Origin of the sequence: Streptococcus koreensis (assembly GCF_003627135.1) — a bacterium.
Taxonomy (GTDB): Bacteria; Bacillota; Bacilli; order Lactobacillales; family Streptococcaceae; genus Streptococcus; species Streptococcus ilei.
On the sequence record NZ_CP032620.1, the window covers coordinates 1829170 to 1847304 of the forward strand.

At 42.4% G+C, this 18135-nt stretch carries 12 protein-coding genes, 1 tRNA gene and 1 other RNA gene; 1 reads left to right on the top strand and 13 read right to left on the bottom strand.

All coding sequences use genetic code 11. The features are described 5' to 3' along the window. Window positions 1–3: 3 nt before the first annotated feature. Together D7D50_RS09155 and pcrA are read right to left on the bottom strand one after the other, a co-directional pair. Window positions 4–1278 (bottom strand): DUF2130 domain-containing protein, encoded by a 1275-nt coding sequence (locus tag D7D50_RS09155; RefSeq protein WP_120702111.1) that lies wholly within the window; start codon window positions 1276–1278, stop codon window positions 4–6. 369 nt (window positions 1279–1647) lie between these two features. Continuing rightward, window positions 1648–3933 carry a DNA helicase PcrA gene (gene pcrA / locus D7D50_RS09160; RefSeq protein WP_120702370.1) on the bottom strand — a complete coding sequence of 762 codons (2286 nt, stop codon included), beginning with the start codon at window positions 3931–3933 and terminating at the stop codon, window positions 1648–1650. A gap of 198 nt (window positions 3934–4131) precedes the next feature. Here pcrA and D7D50_RS09165 point away from each other — a divergent pair, with 198 nt between their 5' ends. Beyond that, window positions 4132–5325, top strand: a complete 1194-nt coding sequence (locus tag D7D50_RS09165) for a cation diffusion facilitator family transporter (protein ID WP_120702113.1) — start codon at window positions 4132–4134, stop codon at window positions 5323–5325. Between the two features lie 90 nt (window positions 5326–5415). Here the strand turns inward: D7D50_RS09165 and lepB are convergent, their stop codons facing one another. The 11 genes from lepB to dnaG all read right to left on the bottom strand — a co-directional run bounded on the left by lepB (window position 5416) and on the right by dnaG (window position 17965). Continuing rightward, complete coding sequence (gene lepB / locus D7D50_RS09170; RefSeq protein ID WP_120702115.1) at window positions 5416–5973, bottom strand: signal peptidase I; 558 nt, start codon at window positions 5971–5973, stop codon at window positions 5416–5418. A gap of 144 nt (window positions 5974–6117) precedes the next feature. After that, entirely contained in the window at window positions 6118–7623 is a 1506-nt protein-coding gene (pyk, locus tag D7D50_RS09175) for a pyruvate kinase (RefSeq protein WP_023022804.1), read from the bottom strand. A gap of 60 nt (window positions 7624–7683) precedes the next feature. After that, on the bottom strand, window positions 7684–8697 hold the full coding sequence (gene pfkA, locus D7D50_RS09180; RefSeq protein ID WP_023022802.1) for a 6-phosphofructokinase: 1014 nt from the start codon (window positions 8695–8697) through the stop codon (window positions 7684–7686). 85 nt (window positions 8698–8782) lie between these two features. Next, entirely contained in the window at window positions 8783–11884 is a 3102-nt protein-coding gene (locus D7D50_RS09185) for a DNA polymerase III subunit alpha (RefSeq protein WP_120702117.1), read from the bottom strand. 128 nt (window positions 11885–12012) lie between these two features. Further along, a tRNA-Ser gene (locus tag D7D50_RS09190) sits at window positions 12013–12100 on the bottom strand. 288 nt (window positions 12101–12388) lie between these two features. Beyond that, window positions 12389–12736: a transfer-messenger RNA gene (gene ssrA, locus D7D50_RS09200) on the bottom strand. 76 nt (window positions 12737–12812) lie between these two features. Continuing rightward, window positions 12813–13613 (bottom strand): ABC transporter ATP-binding protein, encoded by an 801-nt coding sequence (locus tag D7D50_RS09205; RefSeq protein WP_120702119.1) that lies wholly within the window; start codon window positions 13611–13613, stop codon window positions 12813–12815. 9 nt (window positions 13614–13622) lie between these two features. Next, window positions 13623–14330 (bottom strand): ABC transporter ATP-binding protein, encoded by a 708-nt coding sequence (locus D7D50_RS09210; RefSeq protein WP_023022796.1) that lies wholly within the window; start codon window positions 14328–14330, stop codon window positions 13623–13625. A gap of 155 nt (window positions 14331–14485) precedes the next feature. Then, window positions 14486–14815 carry a metal-sulfur cluster assembly factor gene (locus D7D50_RS09215; RefSeq protein WP_120702121.1) on the bottom strand — a complete coding sequence of 110 codons (330 nt, stop codon included), beginning with the start codon at window positions 14813–14815 and terminating at the stop codon, window positions 14486–14488. A 247-nt stretch (window positions 14816–15062) separates the two neighbouring features. Further along, window positions 15063–16175 (bottom strand): RNA polymerase sigma factor RpoD, encoded by a 1113-nt coding sequence (gene rpoD / locus D7D50_RS09220; RefSeq protein ID WP_006596591.1) that lies wholly within the window; start codon window positions 16173–16175, stop codon window positions 15063–15065. A gap of 2 nt (window positions 16176–16177) precedes the next feature. Next, on the bottom strand, window positions 16178–17965 hold the full coding sequence (dnaG, locus tag D7D50_RS09225; protein WP_120702123.1) for a DNA primase: 1788 nt from the start codon (window positions 17963–17965) through the stop codon (window positions 16178–16180). Between the last annotated feature and the right edge of the window lie 170 nt (window positions 17966–18135).

An 18135-nucleotide genomic window follows, 5' to 3' on the forward strand; every position in this document is an offset into this window, starting at 1 on the left:
TTTCTACTCCCCTTTCAGAGCATCAAATTTAGCTTTCATGGTTGGATTTTTGCGGGTCAATTTTTTGACTGATACATCATCCAACTTATTATTAGCGAGGCGGAGTTGATTTTCTGATGTGGTCAAGAATTTCTTGACTTCTTCCATCCGCTTGATGGCTTTGTCGATTTCATCGATGGCCTTACCGAAGTTGACGGAGGCTGAATTGTAGTTCTTAGCAAAGGCAACCTTGAAGGCATCTAGATCTTCTTCAAAGTGGGTGATGTCAATATTTTGCTCACGGATAAGTGCTAGTTCTTGCTTGTATTTTAGAGAGTTAAGAGCCGCATTACGCAAGAGACCAATCAACTGGATAAAGAACTGAGGACGCACTACATACATCTTCTCATACTCATGACTAACATCAACAATCCCAGTGTTAAAGTAGTCATTATCGGCTTCTAACATCGATACTAATACAGCATACTCACAGTTCTTCTCACGGCGGTCCTTGTCCAACTCCTTGTAGAAATCGGCATTCTTATGCTTCTTCTCGGTCCCGTCGGCTTCATTCTTCATCTCGAACATAATGGAGATAATCTCCACTCCATTTTCATCACATTCACGGAAGATAAAGTCGCCTTTAGACCCACGCGCAGAGACCTTGTTGTCCTTTTCAAAATAGGCATTTGGGAAGGCAAAACTGCGAACCTTGTTGAATTCACTTTCCGCAAACTGTTCCAAACTTTCACCGATGGCCTTGGTCGACTGTTGGGCCTTGAAATTCTTGTAAAACTCAACTTGCTCATTTGCTGCCTTAAGTTGGGCTTCATAGTTTTGTTTCACCGAAGCAAGAGAAAGCTCGTTTTCTTTTTCTTGTAAAAGGAGCTGATTTTTGACCTGATCTCTTTCTTTCTCTAGATCAGAGAGCGTCTTTTGCAGTTGATTCTCATGCTCCAAGCGCAAAGTGGCCAACTGATTCTCCAGTGCTTGCACTTCTTTTTCTTTCTCTAGCAGACTTTGGCTAGCCGTTTGCTCCACCTCTTTTTTGGCCAATTCTTTTTCAGTATCAAACTGTTGAATCTGGTTCTGTAACTGGGCAATTTCTTGATCCTTCTTGGCTAACTTCTCTTGTTGCTCATTGAGGGCCTTTTGCTCAGCTAAAGCCAGCTCTTGCCGAATCCGCTCATGAATTTCTTTGTCAAACTCAGCTGTCCGTACCTGTGACAAGAGTTCGCTGTATTGACTTTCATTGACTGTAAAGACTTCCCCACAGTTGGGACACTTGATTTCGTTCATAGTTTGCCTCTTTCTCTATTCTTAGTATATTATATCATGCCACCAGTAAAATCAAAACCAGCAAACGAGGCTTGCTGGTTTTAACTGAATATTCATTTCTCTATTGAGACTTTCCTTAAGTGAGGACGGACGGTAGCGACTCCCTTTGGGATTCCATACCTTAGATTTGAGCCTTCCGTCTCAAATCTACCGAGCACCAGAAACTAATGCGTTTCTGGTGCTTTCCTCACGGCGAAAAGTCTCAATCTATTTTGCACTAGTTCCAAAATATCTTTTTTCAATAGTCTCATTCAGTAATAACTTTAGATTTCTGAAGAGATGTTGCTTGTTTATAATCTGAAACAGTGGACTTACCTTACTGGTCTCCACTTATTTCTTCTCAATCGGCGCTACACTGGCCAAGAGTTTCTTGAGACCCACTTCTGGGAAGTTAATCTTGAGCTCTTGGGTATTGCCACTACCAGAGACTTCTAGGACAGTCCCTTCCCCCCATTTCTTATGAAGGGCAATGTCGCCAATAGACCAAGCGACGCTCTCTTTGGTACTAGAACGGTTGCTATTGCCAAAAGGGAGGCTTGATGACGTGAGAGCACTTGGGGCTGCTTGTCTTTTGCGCTCTTGAAGGGCTTGTGACAGGCTCATGCCTTTTCCAAAGGTCGTTCCGCCTCCATTGCTATAAGAAGCCTTAAAGCTGGTGTTGGCTGGACGGGCCAAGCCCTGGTAGGTCAATAAATCCGAGCTAATTTCATTGATAAAGCGTGTCGGGCGGTTGTAGCTGGTCCGTCCAAAGAGCAAACGAGAGTTAGCATTGGTCAAGAAGAGAACCTTCTCTGCCCGTGTTATCCCCACATAAGCCAGACGACGTTCTTCCTCCAACTCGTCTGGATCCTCTGCTGCACGACTAAGAGGAAAGACATTTTCCTCCATTCCAATCAAGAAGACGACTGGAAACTCCAATCCCTTAGCCGCGTGAAGAGTCATCAAGGTGACTTCTGAAGTTTCTTGGGCCCCATCATCTGTATCGGCAATCAAAGCCAAATCGTTCAAGAAACGACTCAAGGTCTCCACACCTGTCTCGTCTTCGAGGGTTTCCCCGTTTTCATCAAAATTCTTAGTAACAGACAGGAACTCTTGGATATTCTCGATGCGGGCCTGACTTTCTAAATTCCCCTGATTGGTTAGAGCCGTCATGTAACCTGTCTTGTCAAGGACTTCTTCGACCAACTCTGTAATGGTCAGCTGGTCCAATCTTTCTCTCAAATCAAGAATGAGATTGGCAAAGTCCCAGATAGCTTGGGCTGCCTTTCCTTTGATGCCAGAGAGCATGATATTGGCTGAAGCATCCAGGAGTGAGGACTCTTGCATTTGGGCAAAGTCACGAATCTTATCCACTGTACCCGGCCCGATTCCCCGCTTGGGTTCATTGATAATACGCTCAAAACTGATATTGTCACTGAGGTTGGCAATCAAGTTCAGATAAGCAATGATATCCCGAATTTCCTTCCGGCTGTAGAACTTGGTCCCCCCCACCATGGTGTAGGGAATGTTGGACTTGAGCAAGGCTTCTTCAATAGTCCGTGACTGGGCATTGGTCCGGTAGAGAACGGCAAAATCACGGTGCTTGTAGCCCGCTTCGCGACTCAGCTCTTCAATGGTTTTAGCAACAAAGACCGCTTCATCCTGCTCGTCATTGGCCCGGTAATAGACAATCTCTTCCCCGTCAGCATTTTGGGTCCAAAGATTCTTAGGACGACGATTTTTATTGTTTTTAATGACATCATTGGCTGCTTGTAGGATGGTTTTAGTGGAACGATAATTTTCCTCCAACAAAACGACCTTGGCATCAGGATAATCCTTCTCAAAGTCCAGGATATTCTGCATATCCGCTCCCCGCCAGCCATAAATAGACTGGTCGGCATCCCCAACGACACAGATATTTTTAAAGCGTGAAGCCAAGAGTTTGACCAACTGGTATTGGGCATGGTTGGTATCTTGATACTCATCCACATGGATGTATTGGAACTTCTGCTGGTAATAGGTCAAAACATCAGGATTTTGATCAAAAAGACGCAGGGTCAGCATAATCAAATCATCAAAGTCTACCGCTTCTGACTGCCGGAGTTCCTTTTGGTAAGCCTCATAGCACTTGGCGACGATCTGGGTATACATATCTCCAGCTTGGGCAGCATAGGCTACTTCATCAATCAGGTCATTTTTGGCATTGGAAATAGTCCCCAAGATGGTCCGTTCATTCCATTTCTTAGGATCCAAGTTCAAGGACTTCAAGATCCGCTTCATCAAGGTCCGTTGCTCACCTGGATCGACAATGGTGAAGTTGCGATTGTAGCCAATATGATCCGCATCTCGACGGAGAATACGCACACACATGGAGTGGAAGGTGGCAATCAAGCAATCTTGAGTCGCTGGGTTTAACTGATAGGCCCTCTCCTTCATCTCCCGAGCGGCTTTATTGGTAAAGGTAATGGCCAAAATATTCCAAGGATTGACCATTTTTTCATCGATCAAGTAAGCGATCCGGTGGGTCAGGACACGTGTCTTACCAGAACCAGCTCCCGCCATAATCAAGAGGGGGCCTTCTGTCGTTTGGACCGCCTCTGCCTGGCGATCATTCATACCATTCAATAAAGGATTCATCTCATACTCCTCATTCATTCAATCGTTCTATTATACCACATTTTCACCCTTTCTCCTTTTGGAAACAGTTGGCATCATTTGAATTTTGCACTCAAAAAAGCTATAATAAAGCCTTAAGAAGAACGAATTTTTCCTCATTAACAACGATCCAAGTTTGTCCCTTAGTTGGAAATATACAGAAGTCTGGAGGAGGTCTAAGTGAATCAATCACAAAGTAATTTAAAACTAGCCGAACGTGGAGCCCTGATCAGTATTGTCGCCTACCTGATTCTTTCCGCTGCCAAATTAGCAACAGGCCATCTTCTTCACTCCTCCAGTTTGGTCGCGGATGGTTTTAATAACTTATCCGATATTATCAGCAACGTCGCCCTTCTCATTGGCATTCGCTTAGCCCGCCAGCCAGCTGACCGTGACCACCGGTTCGGTCATTGGAAGATCGAAGATCTAGCTAGCCTGGTGACTTCTATCATCATGTTTTATGTGGGCTTTGATGTCCTACGAGATACCGTTCAGAAAATCCTCAGTAGAGAAACCACTGTCATCGATCCTTTAGGAGCTATCGTCGGAGTCGGCTCGGCCCTGGTTATGTTTGCGGTCTATCTTCATAACCGCAATTTAGCTAAGAAAGCCCAATCCAAGGCCCTCAAGGCAGCTGCCAAAGATAACCTCTCTGACGTAGTCACTTCCTTGGGAACTTCTGTTGCGATTGGGGCTAGCGCTCTCAACTACCCCATTATGGACCAATTGGTGGCCATTGTCATCACCTTCTTTATCCTAAAAACCGCCTACGATATTTTCATCGAATCCTCCTTCAGTCTCTCTGATGGTTTTGATGAAAGTCTCCTGGATAAATACAAGGCGGCTATTCTGGAATTGCCAAAGGTCAGCCGGGTCAAATCCCAACGGGGACGGACCTACGGAAGCAATATTTACCTGGATGTTGTCATCGAAATGAATCCTGACCTTTCTGTTTATGAGAGTCATGCCATTACTGAAGAGGTCGAGCGCCTTCTCAAAGAACAATTTGGTGTCTTTGACATCGATGTGCATGTGGAGCCAAGTTCTATCCCAGAAGATGAGATCCTGGACAATGTCCTTCTCAAGTTAAAGACCTACGAAGAACGCCTACAGGCTCAGCAGGAATATTCAACCCTCCTAGCAGACAACTTCACCCTCATTAATGAATTCGGCCAAGAAAGCCACAAAGAGGACCTGGTTCGTTTGCAGGAAGAGCATCAAATTCCCTTTAAGAATTTCGAAATCGAATCCATTAGTCAAAAGACTAAGTTGATTCGCTATGAATTGCATAACCAGATCCATACCAGTCTCTGGCGACGTCACGAACACTGGCAAAAGGTCTTTCACCAAATTACAAGTAAACAGGAAAAATAGATCCCTCTCCCTCAATCTAAACTAGAACAAAAAGCTACTGCAATTCCTTTCTGCAGTAGCTTTTTTGTAAGAAAAAATAGTCCTCATGGACTATTCTTCTTCTTTAATAAAACCAAATTTATTTAGAGGGTACAATCTGAAATCGACAACACCCTCAATCTGATCTGCTTGAATATAACCAAATTCACGGCTATCTTTTGTATTGTTGCGATCATCGTTTAGGACTAAATAACTATTACTTGGTACTTTCCCTGCCTTGGTTCCTTTAAGTTCTCTAGAGAAAAAATCATTTGTAAAATAATCGCCACTTGGGGCCGCCAAATGTTTGGTCTTCATTTTATCCAAATACGGCTCTGCTGTAGCTAAACCATTCAAATAAAAGACATCATCCACATAGCTGACCTCATCGCTCTCTATCGCAATGACACGTCCAAGATATTGTTTCTCTTTTACATGGTAGAGGACCAAATCTGTCCGATCAATTTTTCCCTTCTTAGTCGCTAATACTAAATCATCTTTCTTAACGGAGGCATTGGCCATTTGATCAGATACCCACAATGGTTGAAAAACAAATAGGCGCAAAGTAATGAGTACCAAGCCCAATATTCCAATGATGATAATATTCCGAATCAAATCCCTTTTTGACATTCCTATCCCCCCTTTCAGTTCCTTCCATTATACCATTTTATTAGACAATAAAAAAGGCCCACATTCCTAAATCGTCAGAAACTTGGACGAAAAAAACCTTGTCTCCAAGATTTTACACTTAGAGAACAAGGTTGGTTAGTTAGATTAACGTACTGTACGGATACGCATAGTGTTTGTACGAACAGCTTCACCAAGTGGCACACCTGCAACGATAACGATATCGTCACCAGATTGTACAAGACCTGCTTCTACTGCTTTACGTTCTGCGATTTCGAACATATCGTCAGTTGATGATGGAGCATCTGTCAACATTGGGATAACTCCCCAGTTCAACATCAATCCACGTTCAGTCAATTCATCAAATGTCAATGCCAAGATATCAGCATTTGGACGGTATTTAGAAATCAAACGTGCAGTGTGACCAGTCTTAGTAAGAGTAACGACCAATTTGATATCCATTGAGTTTGTTGCATCTTTAACAGCTGATGCCATAACTTCTGTCTTAGAGTTACGTTCGAAAGTATCTGAGTTCAAACGTCCGTATTCGTTAAGAAGAGTTTGTGCATTCTTGTCAATTGTAGCCATTGTTGTTACTGACTCAAGTGGGTATTTACCGTTTGCAGACTCACCTGAAAGCATAGTCGCGTCAGTTCCGTCGATAACAGCGTTAAATACGTCTGATACTTCTGAACGAGTTGCACGTGGTTTTTCAGTCATTGTTTCAAGCATGTTTGTTGCAGTGATAACAACTTTACCAGCAGCGTTCACTTTTGTGATGATCATTTTTTGGTATACTGGAACCATTTCGAATGGTACTTCGATACCCATGTCACCACGAGCGATCATGATACCGTCAGCAGCTTCAATGATTTCATCCAAGTTATCGATACCTTGTTGGTTTTCGATTTTAGCGAACAATTGAACGTGACCGTTACCAGTTTCTTCACAGATTGCACGAACTTCGTTCACGTCTTTCGCAGTACGTACGAATGAGATCGCGATGAAGTTGATACCTTGTTCCAAACCGAAGCGGATATCGTCGTTATCGCGTTCAGCAAGAGCTGGGAAAGGAATCTTCGTATTAGGGATATTCACACCTTTCTGCTTAGCAATAATACCGTCATTTTCAACAACCACTTCAAATTCACGAGTATCATCGTCTTTAGCGAAAATACGAAGACCCAATTTACCATCGTCAACCAAGACTTGATGACCAACTTCAACATCATCGTAGATATCAAGACCACCAGCAACGTTCAAAGCAATCACTTCACGAGTTGATTTGATTCCTTGTTTAGTTGCAACACGGATTTTTTCACCAGTCTTGTATGAGTACTCTTTAGCATCGCCTTCGAACAACTCTGTACGGATTTCTGGACCTTTTGTATCAAGAAGGAAACCAACTTTTTTACCAGCGATTTCTTCTGCACGTTTAACGGTTGCCATACGGTCACCTTGTTCTTGGTGGTCACCGTGTGAGAAGTTGAAACGGAAAGTGTTAGCTCCTGCTTCAATCAATTGAGCAATGTTTTGTGCTGAAGCTTCAACATCAAGTTTTTCACCCCAATATCCATCATCACCAAATTTTTTACCACCACGGATTTCTACCGCAGGACCTAAGGTTGCAACGATTTTTACACGTTTGTTCATGATTTTTGTGACTCCTTTTAAAATACACTGTCTATTTAGACAAATTTTAACAAATAACTATTAGATAGAAGATAAGCTACGGTTCAACTCTGCAAGGTTCAAGTCAGCCTTGTGAGGGTTGTTCACCTTGATTTTGCCGTCTTCAGTCAAGCTGAAGAGAGCACCTTCTTCTGCACTACCAAGAATTGGGTTTTCCACCATTTGTTCATTGCGGATACCAACAGCTACACCACCGATACCAGCTTTCAACAACTTAACAGCATGTGCACCCAAACGTGAAGCAAGGACACGGTCACGCGCAGTTGGTGAACCACCACGTTGGATATGTCCAAGTTCTGTTACACGAAGATCACTTGTATCTCCGGCATCTTTCAAGGCTTTACCGAATTCAGCAGCAGACATCACACCTTCTGCAAGGACGATGATGTTGTGTGTACGACCTTTCTCGTAGCCCATCTTGATGCTTTCAACGACATCTTCGATTTTGAAGCCTTCTTCTGGAATGATGATCTCATCAGCTCCTGAAGCAATACCTGACCAAAGGGCGATATCCCCTGCATGACGTCCCATTACCTCGATTACAAAGGTACGATGGTGACTAGACGATGTATCCCGGATCTTATCAATCGCATCCATTACAGTTGTAACAGCTGTATCAAATCCAATTGTAAAATCTGTACCAACGATATCATTATCAATTGTACCAGGAAGTCCTACAGCTGGGAAGCCATGTTCTGTCAAACGCATCGCTCCGTGGTATGATCCATCACCACCGATAACGACGACACCTTCGATTCCATGTTTCTTCAACTGCTCAATCCCTTTTAATTGACCTTCGCGTTCAGCAAATTCAGGATAGCGAGCTGAGTGAAGCATTGTTCCACCACGAGAAATAATATCCCCAACTGATGAAGCATCCAATTGATGGATATCGCCAGCAACCATACCAGCGTATCCATTATAGATACCAAATACTTCCATTCCTTCAGAAATTGCTTGGCGAACAACTGCACGGATAGCAGCATTCATTCCAGGGGCATCTCCTCCACTGGTTAAAACAGCAATACGTTTCATTTCGATATTTGCTCCTTTTTTTTCTTTTACATTCTAAATGATTATAACACAAAGAGGCTCAAATTTCTCCTATTTTCCGTAGATTTTATCGATAAATCGTTTTCATAGCAATACTTGCCAGCTCATTTTCTAACTTCTCGTTTTTCTGGACGGAAACTCCTTTTAATTGAATGGTCTTTTTCTCCTCTTCATAGCGAATAACAACAGGATAGGGACCCGGATAGGCTTTTAAAACATCTAAGACTGCCCGGTCCTCCTGGTGATCAAACAATTGAATCCAAAAACGCTGATTGGTGGCTTCTTCTGCTTCCATCAAAATCATTTGGAGTCGACCATCTCTAGACTGGATTTTCCCCTTGAGATAGTAATAGCCCTTCTCTCTTATTTTTGAACTATACTGGCGATAAGTATCCGGAAAAAGAGTGACATCCATCTTCTTTTGGAGATCGGAAACTTGTAAAAAGGCCATATTTTCCCCATTTTTTGTTCGAATCGTCCGGATTGATTGGACTTCGACTAGGATGGTGGCCTGTTCTCCTTCGCTTAAAGAAGCGATCGGCCGTACTGGTTGGCTACTTGCGGATAGAATTTCCACCAGAGGATGAGGACTGAGACCGACCCCTATGACCCTTTGCTCCATTTCATACTTCTCAGCCTTGCTGTAGTCCTCAGCATCCATCCAGGAATAATTAGCTTCGCCAAATAAACTACCCAACTCATCCGCAAAGACAAATAGATTAGGAAGGTTCTGAAGGACTTTTCTTCGATTCTTTTCAAAGCAGTCAAACAAGCCCAATTCTACCAGTGGCGTCAAAAGAGGAAGTTTGTGGTACTGACTTGGCAAGCGCAAGATAAAATCTTCAATACTCTCAAAGGGGCGTTGGTCAATAATCCAAAAGGCTAGATCTTTTGGAAGACCTTTGATATTCTTCATTCCTAGATAAATCTTCTGATCTTGGAACTTATCTTTATAAGGAATGGTATTAATGGTCAAAGGAGCCACTTGGAAGTTGAATTGCAACGCATCGGTCAAGTAATCACTGCTAGAGTAGTTGAGCATAATGTCAAAGAAGACATCTGGATAATGGACTTTAAAGTAAGCCAATTGGAAGGCCAAGGCTGAGTAGGCATAGGCATGGGAACGGTTAAAGCCATAGCCAGCAAATTTTTCCATAATGGCAAAGACTTTCTTGGCTTTTTCTGCACTATGCCCAAGCGCGACAGCCCCCTTGATAAAGTCATCTTCCATCCGATGCATTTCTGCCACGTTCTTTTTCCCCATGGCCCGTCTGAGAATATCGGCCTTTCCTAGACTAAAGCCAGCAAAGGTCTGGGCCACCTGCATGACTTGTTCCTGATAGAGCATGATGCCATAAGTTGGTGCTAGAATCCCTTCCAAACTAGGATCAATCATATCGACCTTCTCTTTGCCATGCTTGCGTTTGACGAAATTATCGATATAGTCACTAGCCCCTGGCCGGTTCAAAGAAGTCGTCGCAACAATTTCTTCAAAACAGTTGGGTTGAACCCGTCTTAATAAACGGATAGCTCCTGCTTGCTCAAACTGGAAGATTCCCTTGGTATTACCCGCAGCAAATAAAGCAATCGTTTCTGGATCTTCTAGAGGAATATCCTCGATTTTAATATCCTTTTGATATTTTTCCTTCACTGCTTCCTGCATCCGTTGAGCAAAGGTTAAATTTCGTAGTCCTAAGAAGTCCATCTTGAGCAAGCCATTTGCCTCAACACCATGGGCATCATATTGGGTCAGATTCATCTCCTCACCCATCTTGATCGGAATTTGATTGGTGAGGTCTTCTCCACTCATGACGACACCTGCCGCATGAATCGACGTCTGACGCGGTTGCCCTTCAATCCTCTTCGCAATTTCAAAACCCTTACGGTATTCCGGACGACTTTGGATGGCTTGACGGAAGGCTAAATTCTTTTCATAAGCAGAGGCTAAGGTGTCCCGTAAGCCAATCCGCTTGGTAAGGTTGGTTAACTCATACTCTGGGGTTCCAAATCTCTTAAACACATCTCGAATGGCTTGTTTCGCTCCAAAAGTTGAGAAGGTCACAATTTGAGCCACATGAGGACTGCGGTAGCGATTTTTAACATACTGGATAAATTTGGGACGATAGACATCTGGAATATCAATATCAATATCTGGCATGGTATAGCGCTCTAAGTTCAAAAAACGCTCAAAGAGGAGATTGTTCTTGACTGGATCAATCCCTGTAATATCCAAGGCATAGGCTACTAGACTACCAACTGCTGATCCACGTCCCATCCCCATATAGTAACCCTGACTTCGACCAAAGCGTAATAAATCCCAGACAATCAAGAAGTAGTCATCAAAGCCCATCTGATGGATGACAGCCAATTCATGATGCAAACGCTCTTGGTAAACCGTCTGGTCCAGCCCCTTGCTTCTCAAGCCCTCCTCAGCCAACTCACGCAATTCCTCGACTGCAGGTTTCTCTGGATTAAAACGGGGAAGCTTTAATTGCGTATCAATCTCATAATGAACGGCAGCAAGAGTCTTTTCTAGATAAGGAATACTATCCGGAAAATTATGTGAAAATGCCCGCTCCAACTCTTCAGGTGGCAGGAACATCATAGAGGTGTCAATAGCTCCTACTTCCTTCAGACTGCAATTATTACGAATGGCGTGAAGCATCTGAAGACTCTCCAAATCACTCGTAGAAAAATATCGGACCGTATGGAGTGGGAAAACAGGACGAGAAAACTGTTTCGCTGGAGTATCCGGAAAGACACCAATCGCAAAGTCTTGGCCTAAGTCTAAATACTCAATCCCTTCAAAATAGGGAACGATGATGGCTATATCATCCAATAAGTGTTGAAAGGCTGACCAATCTGTTGTCCCCATCATTTTCATGCTGGAAATTTTAATTAAGTGTTTGTAGCCTTTGGTTCCTAATGCAACCAAACGGATAGACAAAGGACCCGCCGGTATCTCGACTTCCAAATCAAGACCTAGGACAGCCCCCATACCAGCTTTTTGACACTCTTCTAAAAACTCGTAAGCCCCATATAAATTATCGATGTCCATGAGACCAATTTGTTGGTAACCCATTTCTTTGGCACGATGAATATAGTCTCGAATAGAGACTAAACTGTCCATAAAGGTGTAGACTGATTTTGTGTCCAGCTGTGTAATCACCTTGTTCTCCTTTTCATCCGTTCTTTCCTTCTATTATACAGGAAATCCGGCAAAGAAGACACTCTTACCCATTGCCAATCCTGCCTAACAAAAAAAACAGACCGACTGATCTGCTTTTCTTTCTTATACGGAAGACATGGGATTCGAACCCACGCACGCTGTTACACGCCTACCGCGTTTCCAACACGGCCTCTTAAGCCTCTTGAGTAATCTTCCAAACTAGTATCCATTATACGGAAAAGCGCCCCTTCTGTCAACAAAAAATTTAGGAATCGCTCACAAGATATCATTGCTTGATGGATTTTAAAGAAATAAAAAGAGAGTGGGACAGAAATCGGTCATTCGTTAGAATTCGATTTCGTCGTCCCACCTCCTCACAGTTGAGTAGGGCTGTAAAAGCTGATGAATTCAGCGTAGTAGAACCCACTCAACCACTAAGTCTTGCTCGACAAACCAAAGACAGTTAAGAGGCTAGGACATTTGTCCCAGCCTCTTGCATATAAAAAATGGAGCCGGTGGGAGTCGAACCCACGTCCAAACATCTGCCAACATATTTGTCTACAACCATAGGTTATGTATTGATTTAACAGCTCCTCGACACATAACTCAAGCCTAGGAACTGCGAGTCTATCAATCTCTTATCAAACTGCTAGACAAAGTTTGATCGTATCTCGCTAAAATTAAGACCTGTCATCAGACACGAGCAATCCGAATCGGGTCACGCCTGCTGGTTTTTAGGCAGCTAGAGCGTAAGAAGTGTTATTTTTTGCAGTTATATTTAACTGAGCGTTTACGTCGCCACACGAGTCGCAAAATATGCCTCATAATGCCTGTCGAATCCGTAACGACCCCAAAATGATATACTCAAGTGTATCATTTTTTGGGTAAAATGGCAAAAGAAAAAGAGGAATTCCTTCCTCTTTCACTTTTATTGCAAGTTTAGTTTGAATTTTGTTACATAATGTACCGTGAAATACATCGCTACAATTTTCACCACTTCATAGATATAGGCAGGAATAAAGTTAACAACCAAGATATCACTAAGAGTATCAGAAGACATAGTTGCAGTTCTTGAAAGTTCTGAAATAGATATAGAAGGGAACAATCTTCCAATGATACTTAGTACAACCCAAAGGATAAATCCAAAGACGAAGGCCATCACGATACGACTGTTAATGAAGAGCTGACCCAGTGAGATGGCACAGTAGAGCATTAAAATACCTGAAATAGTCGCTAACACTTGAAATAGCAAGCTTTGCCAAATAAGAGATGACCCAATATGTTCGAACAATGGACCAAGCAAATCAAAAATATTCTGTTGTTGAGCGAGGCCAATCACTCCTAAGAAAATAAGCAAAGAAAGAATCAAGCTAATAAAACAGAAGATACTCCAAATCAAAGCAGATGTTACTTTTACAAGTAAAACAGTATGAGATCCAGTTGGCAAGGTCCAGGTCAAATAACCTTCACGACCAAAAATATTGTTGTAAAAACGACGAATAATAATGATATAGTTGGTCAAGGTCAAGCCAATGTAGCCCGCAAAAATGACCAAAACAACAATACTCCCAATAGTTAAGGCTGTATTTTCTGTGAAAGTTGATGCCCCAGTTATAACACTAGAAGCTAATAAACCAGCAAAAATGGAGAGAATAGCAAGCACACCCGAAATAATGAGATACCACTTATAGGTTGCTTTTAATTCATATTTCATTAATTTCCCAAACATAAGAACCTCCTAATACATTCTAAATTGTTCACGGAAGATCTCATCAATCGATTTACCGTATTGGTTGCGAAGAACAGTTGTGTTTTCATGCAACAGAATACGACCTTGATTGATAAAGAGCGCTTCATCCAAGACTTGTTCAACGTCCGCAATCAAGTGGGTTGAAATCAATACAGATGAGTTTGGACGACGATTTTGAATGATGGTTCTAAGAATGTAATCACGCGCAGCAGGGTCCACTCCACCAATAGGTTCATCAAGAATGTACAAATCTGCTTCACGGCTCATGACCAAAATTAATTGAACTTTTTCCTTATTCCCTTTAGAGAGTTGTTTCAATTTTTGCTCTGGGTGCAAATGTAAATCATTCAACAATTGATAAGCACGTTGAGCATTGAAATCCTTATAGAAGTCTTGGAAGAAACGGATTGTTTCTGAAATCTTCATATTTTCATCCAAATAAGTTGTATCTGGTAAATAAGAAACGACCTGTTTGGTTTTTGCAGACGGTACTTGGCCATGGATGTAGACATTACCAGAAGTTGGTTGCAAAAGCCCATTCACTAATTTAATAATGGTAGTTTTCCCACTTCCGTTTGGTCCTAACAAACCAATGATACGACCCGGTTGAATATTGACACTCACATCACCTAAGGCAATATGTTTACCATACACTTTTTGAACATGGTCTAAGTAGACCAAAGGGTACTGATTCATAATCTTCTCCTTAATTTAATAATGATTCTATTATAACCTTACTAAGAAGTGATTGCAAGATATAATCGTAAAAGAAGATAGAATGTTCGTACTATTTGACATCCAAACCATCTTCATAAAAAAAGAGGAACATCTGTCCCTCCTTTAAATCAATTTTATTTAATTCCCAATGCAATCCGCGCATAGCGGCTCATCTTTTCAACCGTCCAAGCTGGATACCAGACCAATTTTACATCGACCTTAGTCACTTCTTCCATTCCTGTTAAGGCATCATAAATCTGATCCGTCAGCAAGTCTGCCAATGGACAACCCATGGTGGTTAGGGTCATATCGATTTCTGTTTCACCAGTTTTACCATCAAACCGAATTTCGTAGACCAAACCAAGATTGACAATATCAATACCTAATTCCGGATCGATGACTTGCTCTAGGTTTTCAAGAATACGGTTTTTAATTTGTTCGATTTCTTCTGTCGTATAACTCATTCTTTACTCCTTCTTCGTCGGGTTCATCCCTATGAAGAATTTCTTTTTTTACGGAAACCCAAATATTAAGGAAACTCTATAAAAGACCGCCCGGACCTTCCTCGCTCCCGAATCTCTCGGCTCGGGTTAAAAAGGTCCCCCGGACCTGGGTCGCTTTTTTATTTCTAGGCGACCGTTAAAAAGGTCCACAGGATCTTCCTCGCTTCCGAGTTTCTCGGCTCGGGTTAAAAAGGTCCCCCGGACCTTTTTAATCCTCTATAAAATCACGCAATGGTTTGCTTCTGCTTGGGTGGCGCAGTTTGCGGAGGGCTTTGGCTTCAATTTGACGAATCCGTTCACGGGTCACGTTAAAGACTTTGCCCACATCTTCCAAGGTCCGCATTTTTCCATCATCCAAACCGAAACGGAGACGAAGGACGTTTTCTTCCCGATCTGTCAAAGTATCGAGGACTTCATCCAATTGTTCACGTAGAACCACACGAGTAGTATAGTCTACTGGATTTTCGATCACTTCGTCTTCGATGAAATCTCCCAAATGGCTATCATCTTCTTCCCCAATTGGGGTTTCGAGAGAAACGGGTTCTTGGGCAATTTTCAAGATTTCACGGACCTTATCTGGCGTCATATCCATGCGTTCAGCGATTTGTTCTGGTGTTGGATCTTGTCCCAATTCTTGCAAGAGATTGCGTTGCTCCCGAACCAATTTGTTAATGGTTTCCACCATGTGAACAGGAATCCGAATGGTACGGGCTTGGTCTGCAATGGCACGAGTGATAGCCTGACGGATCCACCAAGTGGCATAGGTAGAAAATTTGAACCCTTTTGTATAGTCAAACTTATCAACTGCCTTCATCAAGCCCATATTTCCTTCTTGGATCAAATCCAAGAATTGCATCCCACGACCAACATAGCGCTTCGCAATGGAAACAACCAAACGAAGGTTGGCTTCTGCCAAACGTTGCTTAGCTTCCAAATCCCCTTGTTCCACTAAGATGGCCAATTCTTGCTCTTCTTCATTGGTTAAAAGAGGAACGACCCCAATTTCTTTCAAATACATTCGAACAGGGTCATTGACTTTGGCAGAGTTGCTTCCAAGCAATTCCTCATCCGTCAACTCTGGTTCTTCCTCTTCGGTGTTCAGGACACGCGCGCTTGGATTTCCTTCCTTATCCGTGATGGAAATCCCAGCATCTTGAATCCGTTGCAACAAATCATCAATTCCATCGGCATCCAAGGTAAAAGGAATGACCAATTGATCATTGATTTCATCATCTGTTGCAGTACCACTTTTCTTATGACTACGAATAAACTCTGCAATTTGGACATCTAAAGTTGTGATATCTTTTTGTTCTTTCGCCATTCCTACTCCATTCTTCTTTTTTGAGCGATTAGACGCTCGAGTTCCAATAAAGCCTGATCCGCATCTCCACTGTGAGAGGCTTCTCGGACTTTTTTTCCTATTTGTTGACTTTCTTTACGGAGAAGCTCACGATTTATCGTTTCTTCCACTTCTTCCAGCTCATTCTCCGCTATTTCATCCGGTAAATTCTCTTCTAACATCAGATACCAGGCTCGTTGGACTTCCTCTGTCTGCTCTGACAAATCCTGCGATGTCACTTCTCCATTTTGGCAAAGAAGTTGGTACAAGGTTTGCAAGGCAGGGGTATCAAACGAAAAATCTGTCCGAAGACGATATTCATTCAAAACATAAGGAAAAGCGTTCATCCGATGGAGAAGATGATTCTCAGCCCGAACCAGGCGAGGCAACTGCTTCTGTACAACAGTTGGACTAGCAACTGGAGCTTGTGTCTGGATTGGACCTTGATCTTGACGCTGACTACGCATCTGAAGACGACTAGCATTAACCGTTTGTTCCACCTGCAAATAATCAAAATCAACCAAGAGGTCGGCTAATTTATAAATGTAGGTGTTTTGTGCCGTTACAGATGGCGTCTGAGCAATTAAAGGAGCCATTTTTTCAACAAATTCAATCTGCGCCTGCAAATTTTCAATATTATCTGGCTTCCAATAATCCATGAGAAATTCTATGCGGCTAAGACGCGTTTTTTCCAATAAGTCTGCTAAAGCTTGCGGTGAATTCTTTTTGAGATACTCATCAGGGTCCATCCGATCAGGAATCTGGACAACCTCTACTTCCAGTTTTTCCAGAACCTCTAAAGCCTTTGCTGTCGCTAGCCTTCCCGCTTTATCTCCATCATAGGCCAAGATAACCTTTTTGGTAAATTTGCTGAGATGGGCTACATGTTCACGGGTCAGAGCTGTCCCCATGGAAGCAACCGCATTCTCAATCCCAGCCCGGTAGGCTGCAATGACATCCATGAATCCTTCCATCAGGTAAAGTTCATGGTTCTTCTTAGCGACCTGCTTGGCCTTATCCAAATGGTACAACTCATAACTCTTGTTAAAAAGGAGCGTACTACGGCTGTTCTTATATTTCCCCTGAGGCTTGGTCCCTTCGGCTTGTTCACGCCAAAGTCGACCAGAAAAAGCAATAACTCGGCCAGTATCATCCGATAAGGGAAACATAATGCGATCTTGAAAAGCATCATACATAGTTCCCATATCACTAATATGAAACAGTCCCGACTCGGCCATAATGTTTTCTGAAAACTTTCCGGAAACACTCTGATACAGATAATTCCCTTCTGCTGGTGCTAGGCCTATTTGAAAATGCCGAAGCATCTCATCATCAAGCCCTCGATCATAAAGGTATTGCCGAGCATCCTCTCCCATCTTTGTCGTCATCAGGATTGCATGATAGAATTTGGCTGCCTCTTGATGAATCTCATAAAAGGGTTGTTTTCCATCCGCTTGTTGTCCCCTGGACTGAGAGGGAGCAAGAGCTTGCACCTGAATGCCTGCCTGATCTCCAACAATTTGAACAGCTTCCATGAAGGAGATACCACGATAGTCTTCGATAAACTTAAAAACATCGCCTGATTTGCCACAACCAAAACAATGATAGAACTGTTTATCCTCGACGACATTAAAAGAAGGCGTCTTTTCACCATGAAAAGGGCAGAGACCTAAAAAGTTTCGTCCTGCCTTTGTCAATTGAACAACTTCTCCGATTACATCTACAATATTCACACTGTTTTTAATTTCTGAAATCAGTTGTTTGTCAACCATAAACAGTGCCTCCATTTTACCATAGAATATCATTAACTATTTTAAACTAATTTTTGTCAATTGTAAATCATTCAGATTGATTTTCATCCTATTTTTCCACATCTTTCCATAGTTTCTAAAATCAACAGTTTGCTTAAATCAACTTTTTTAAAAAATTTGAGCATAATCAT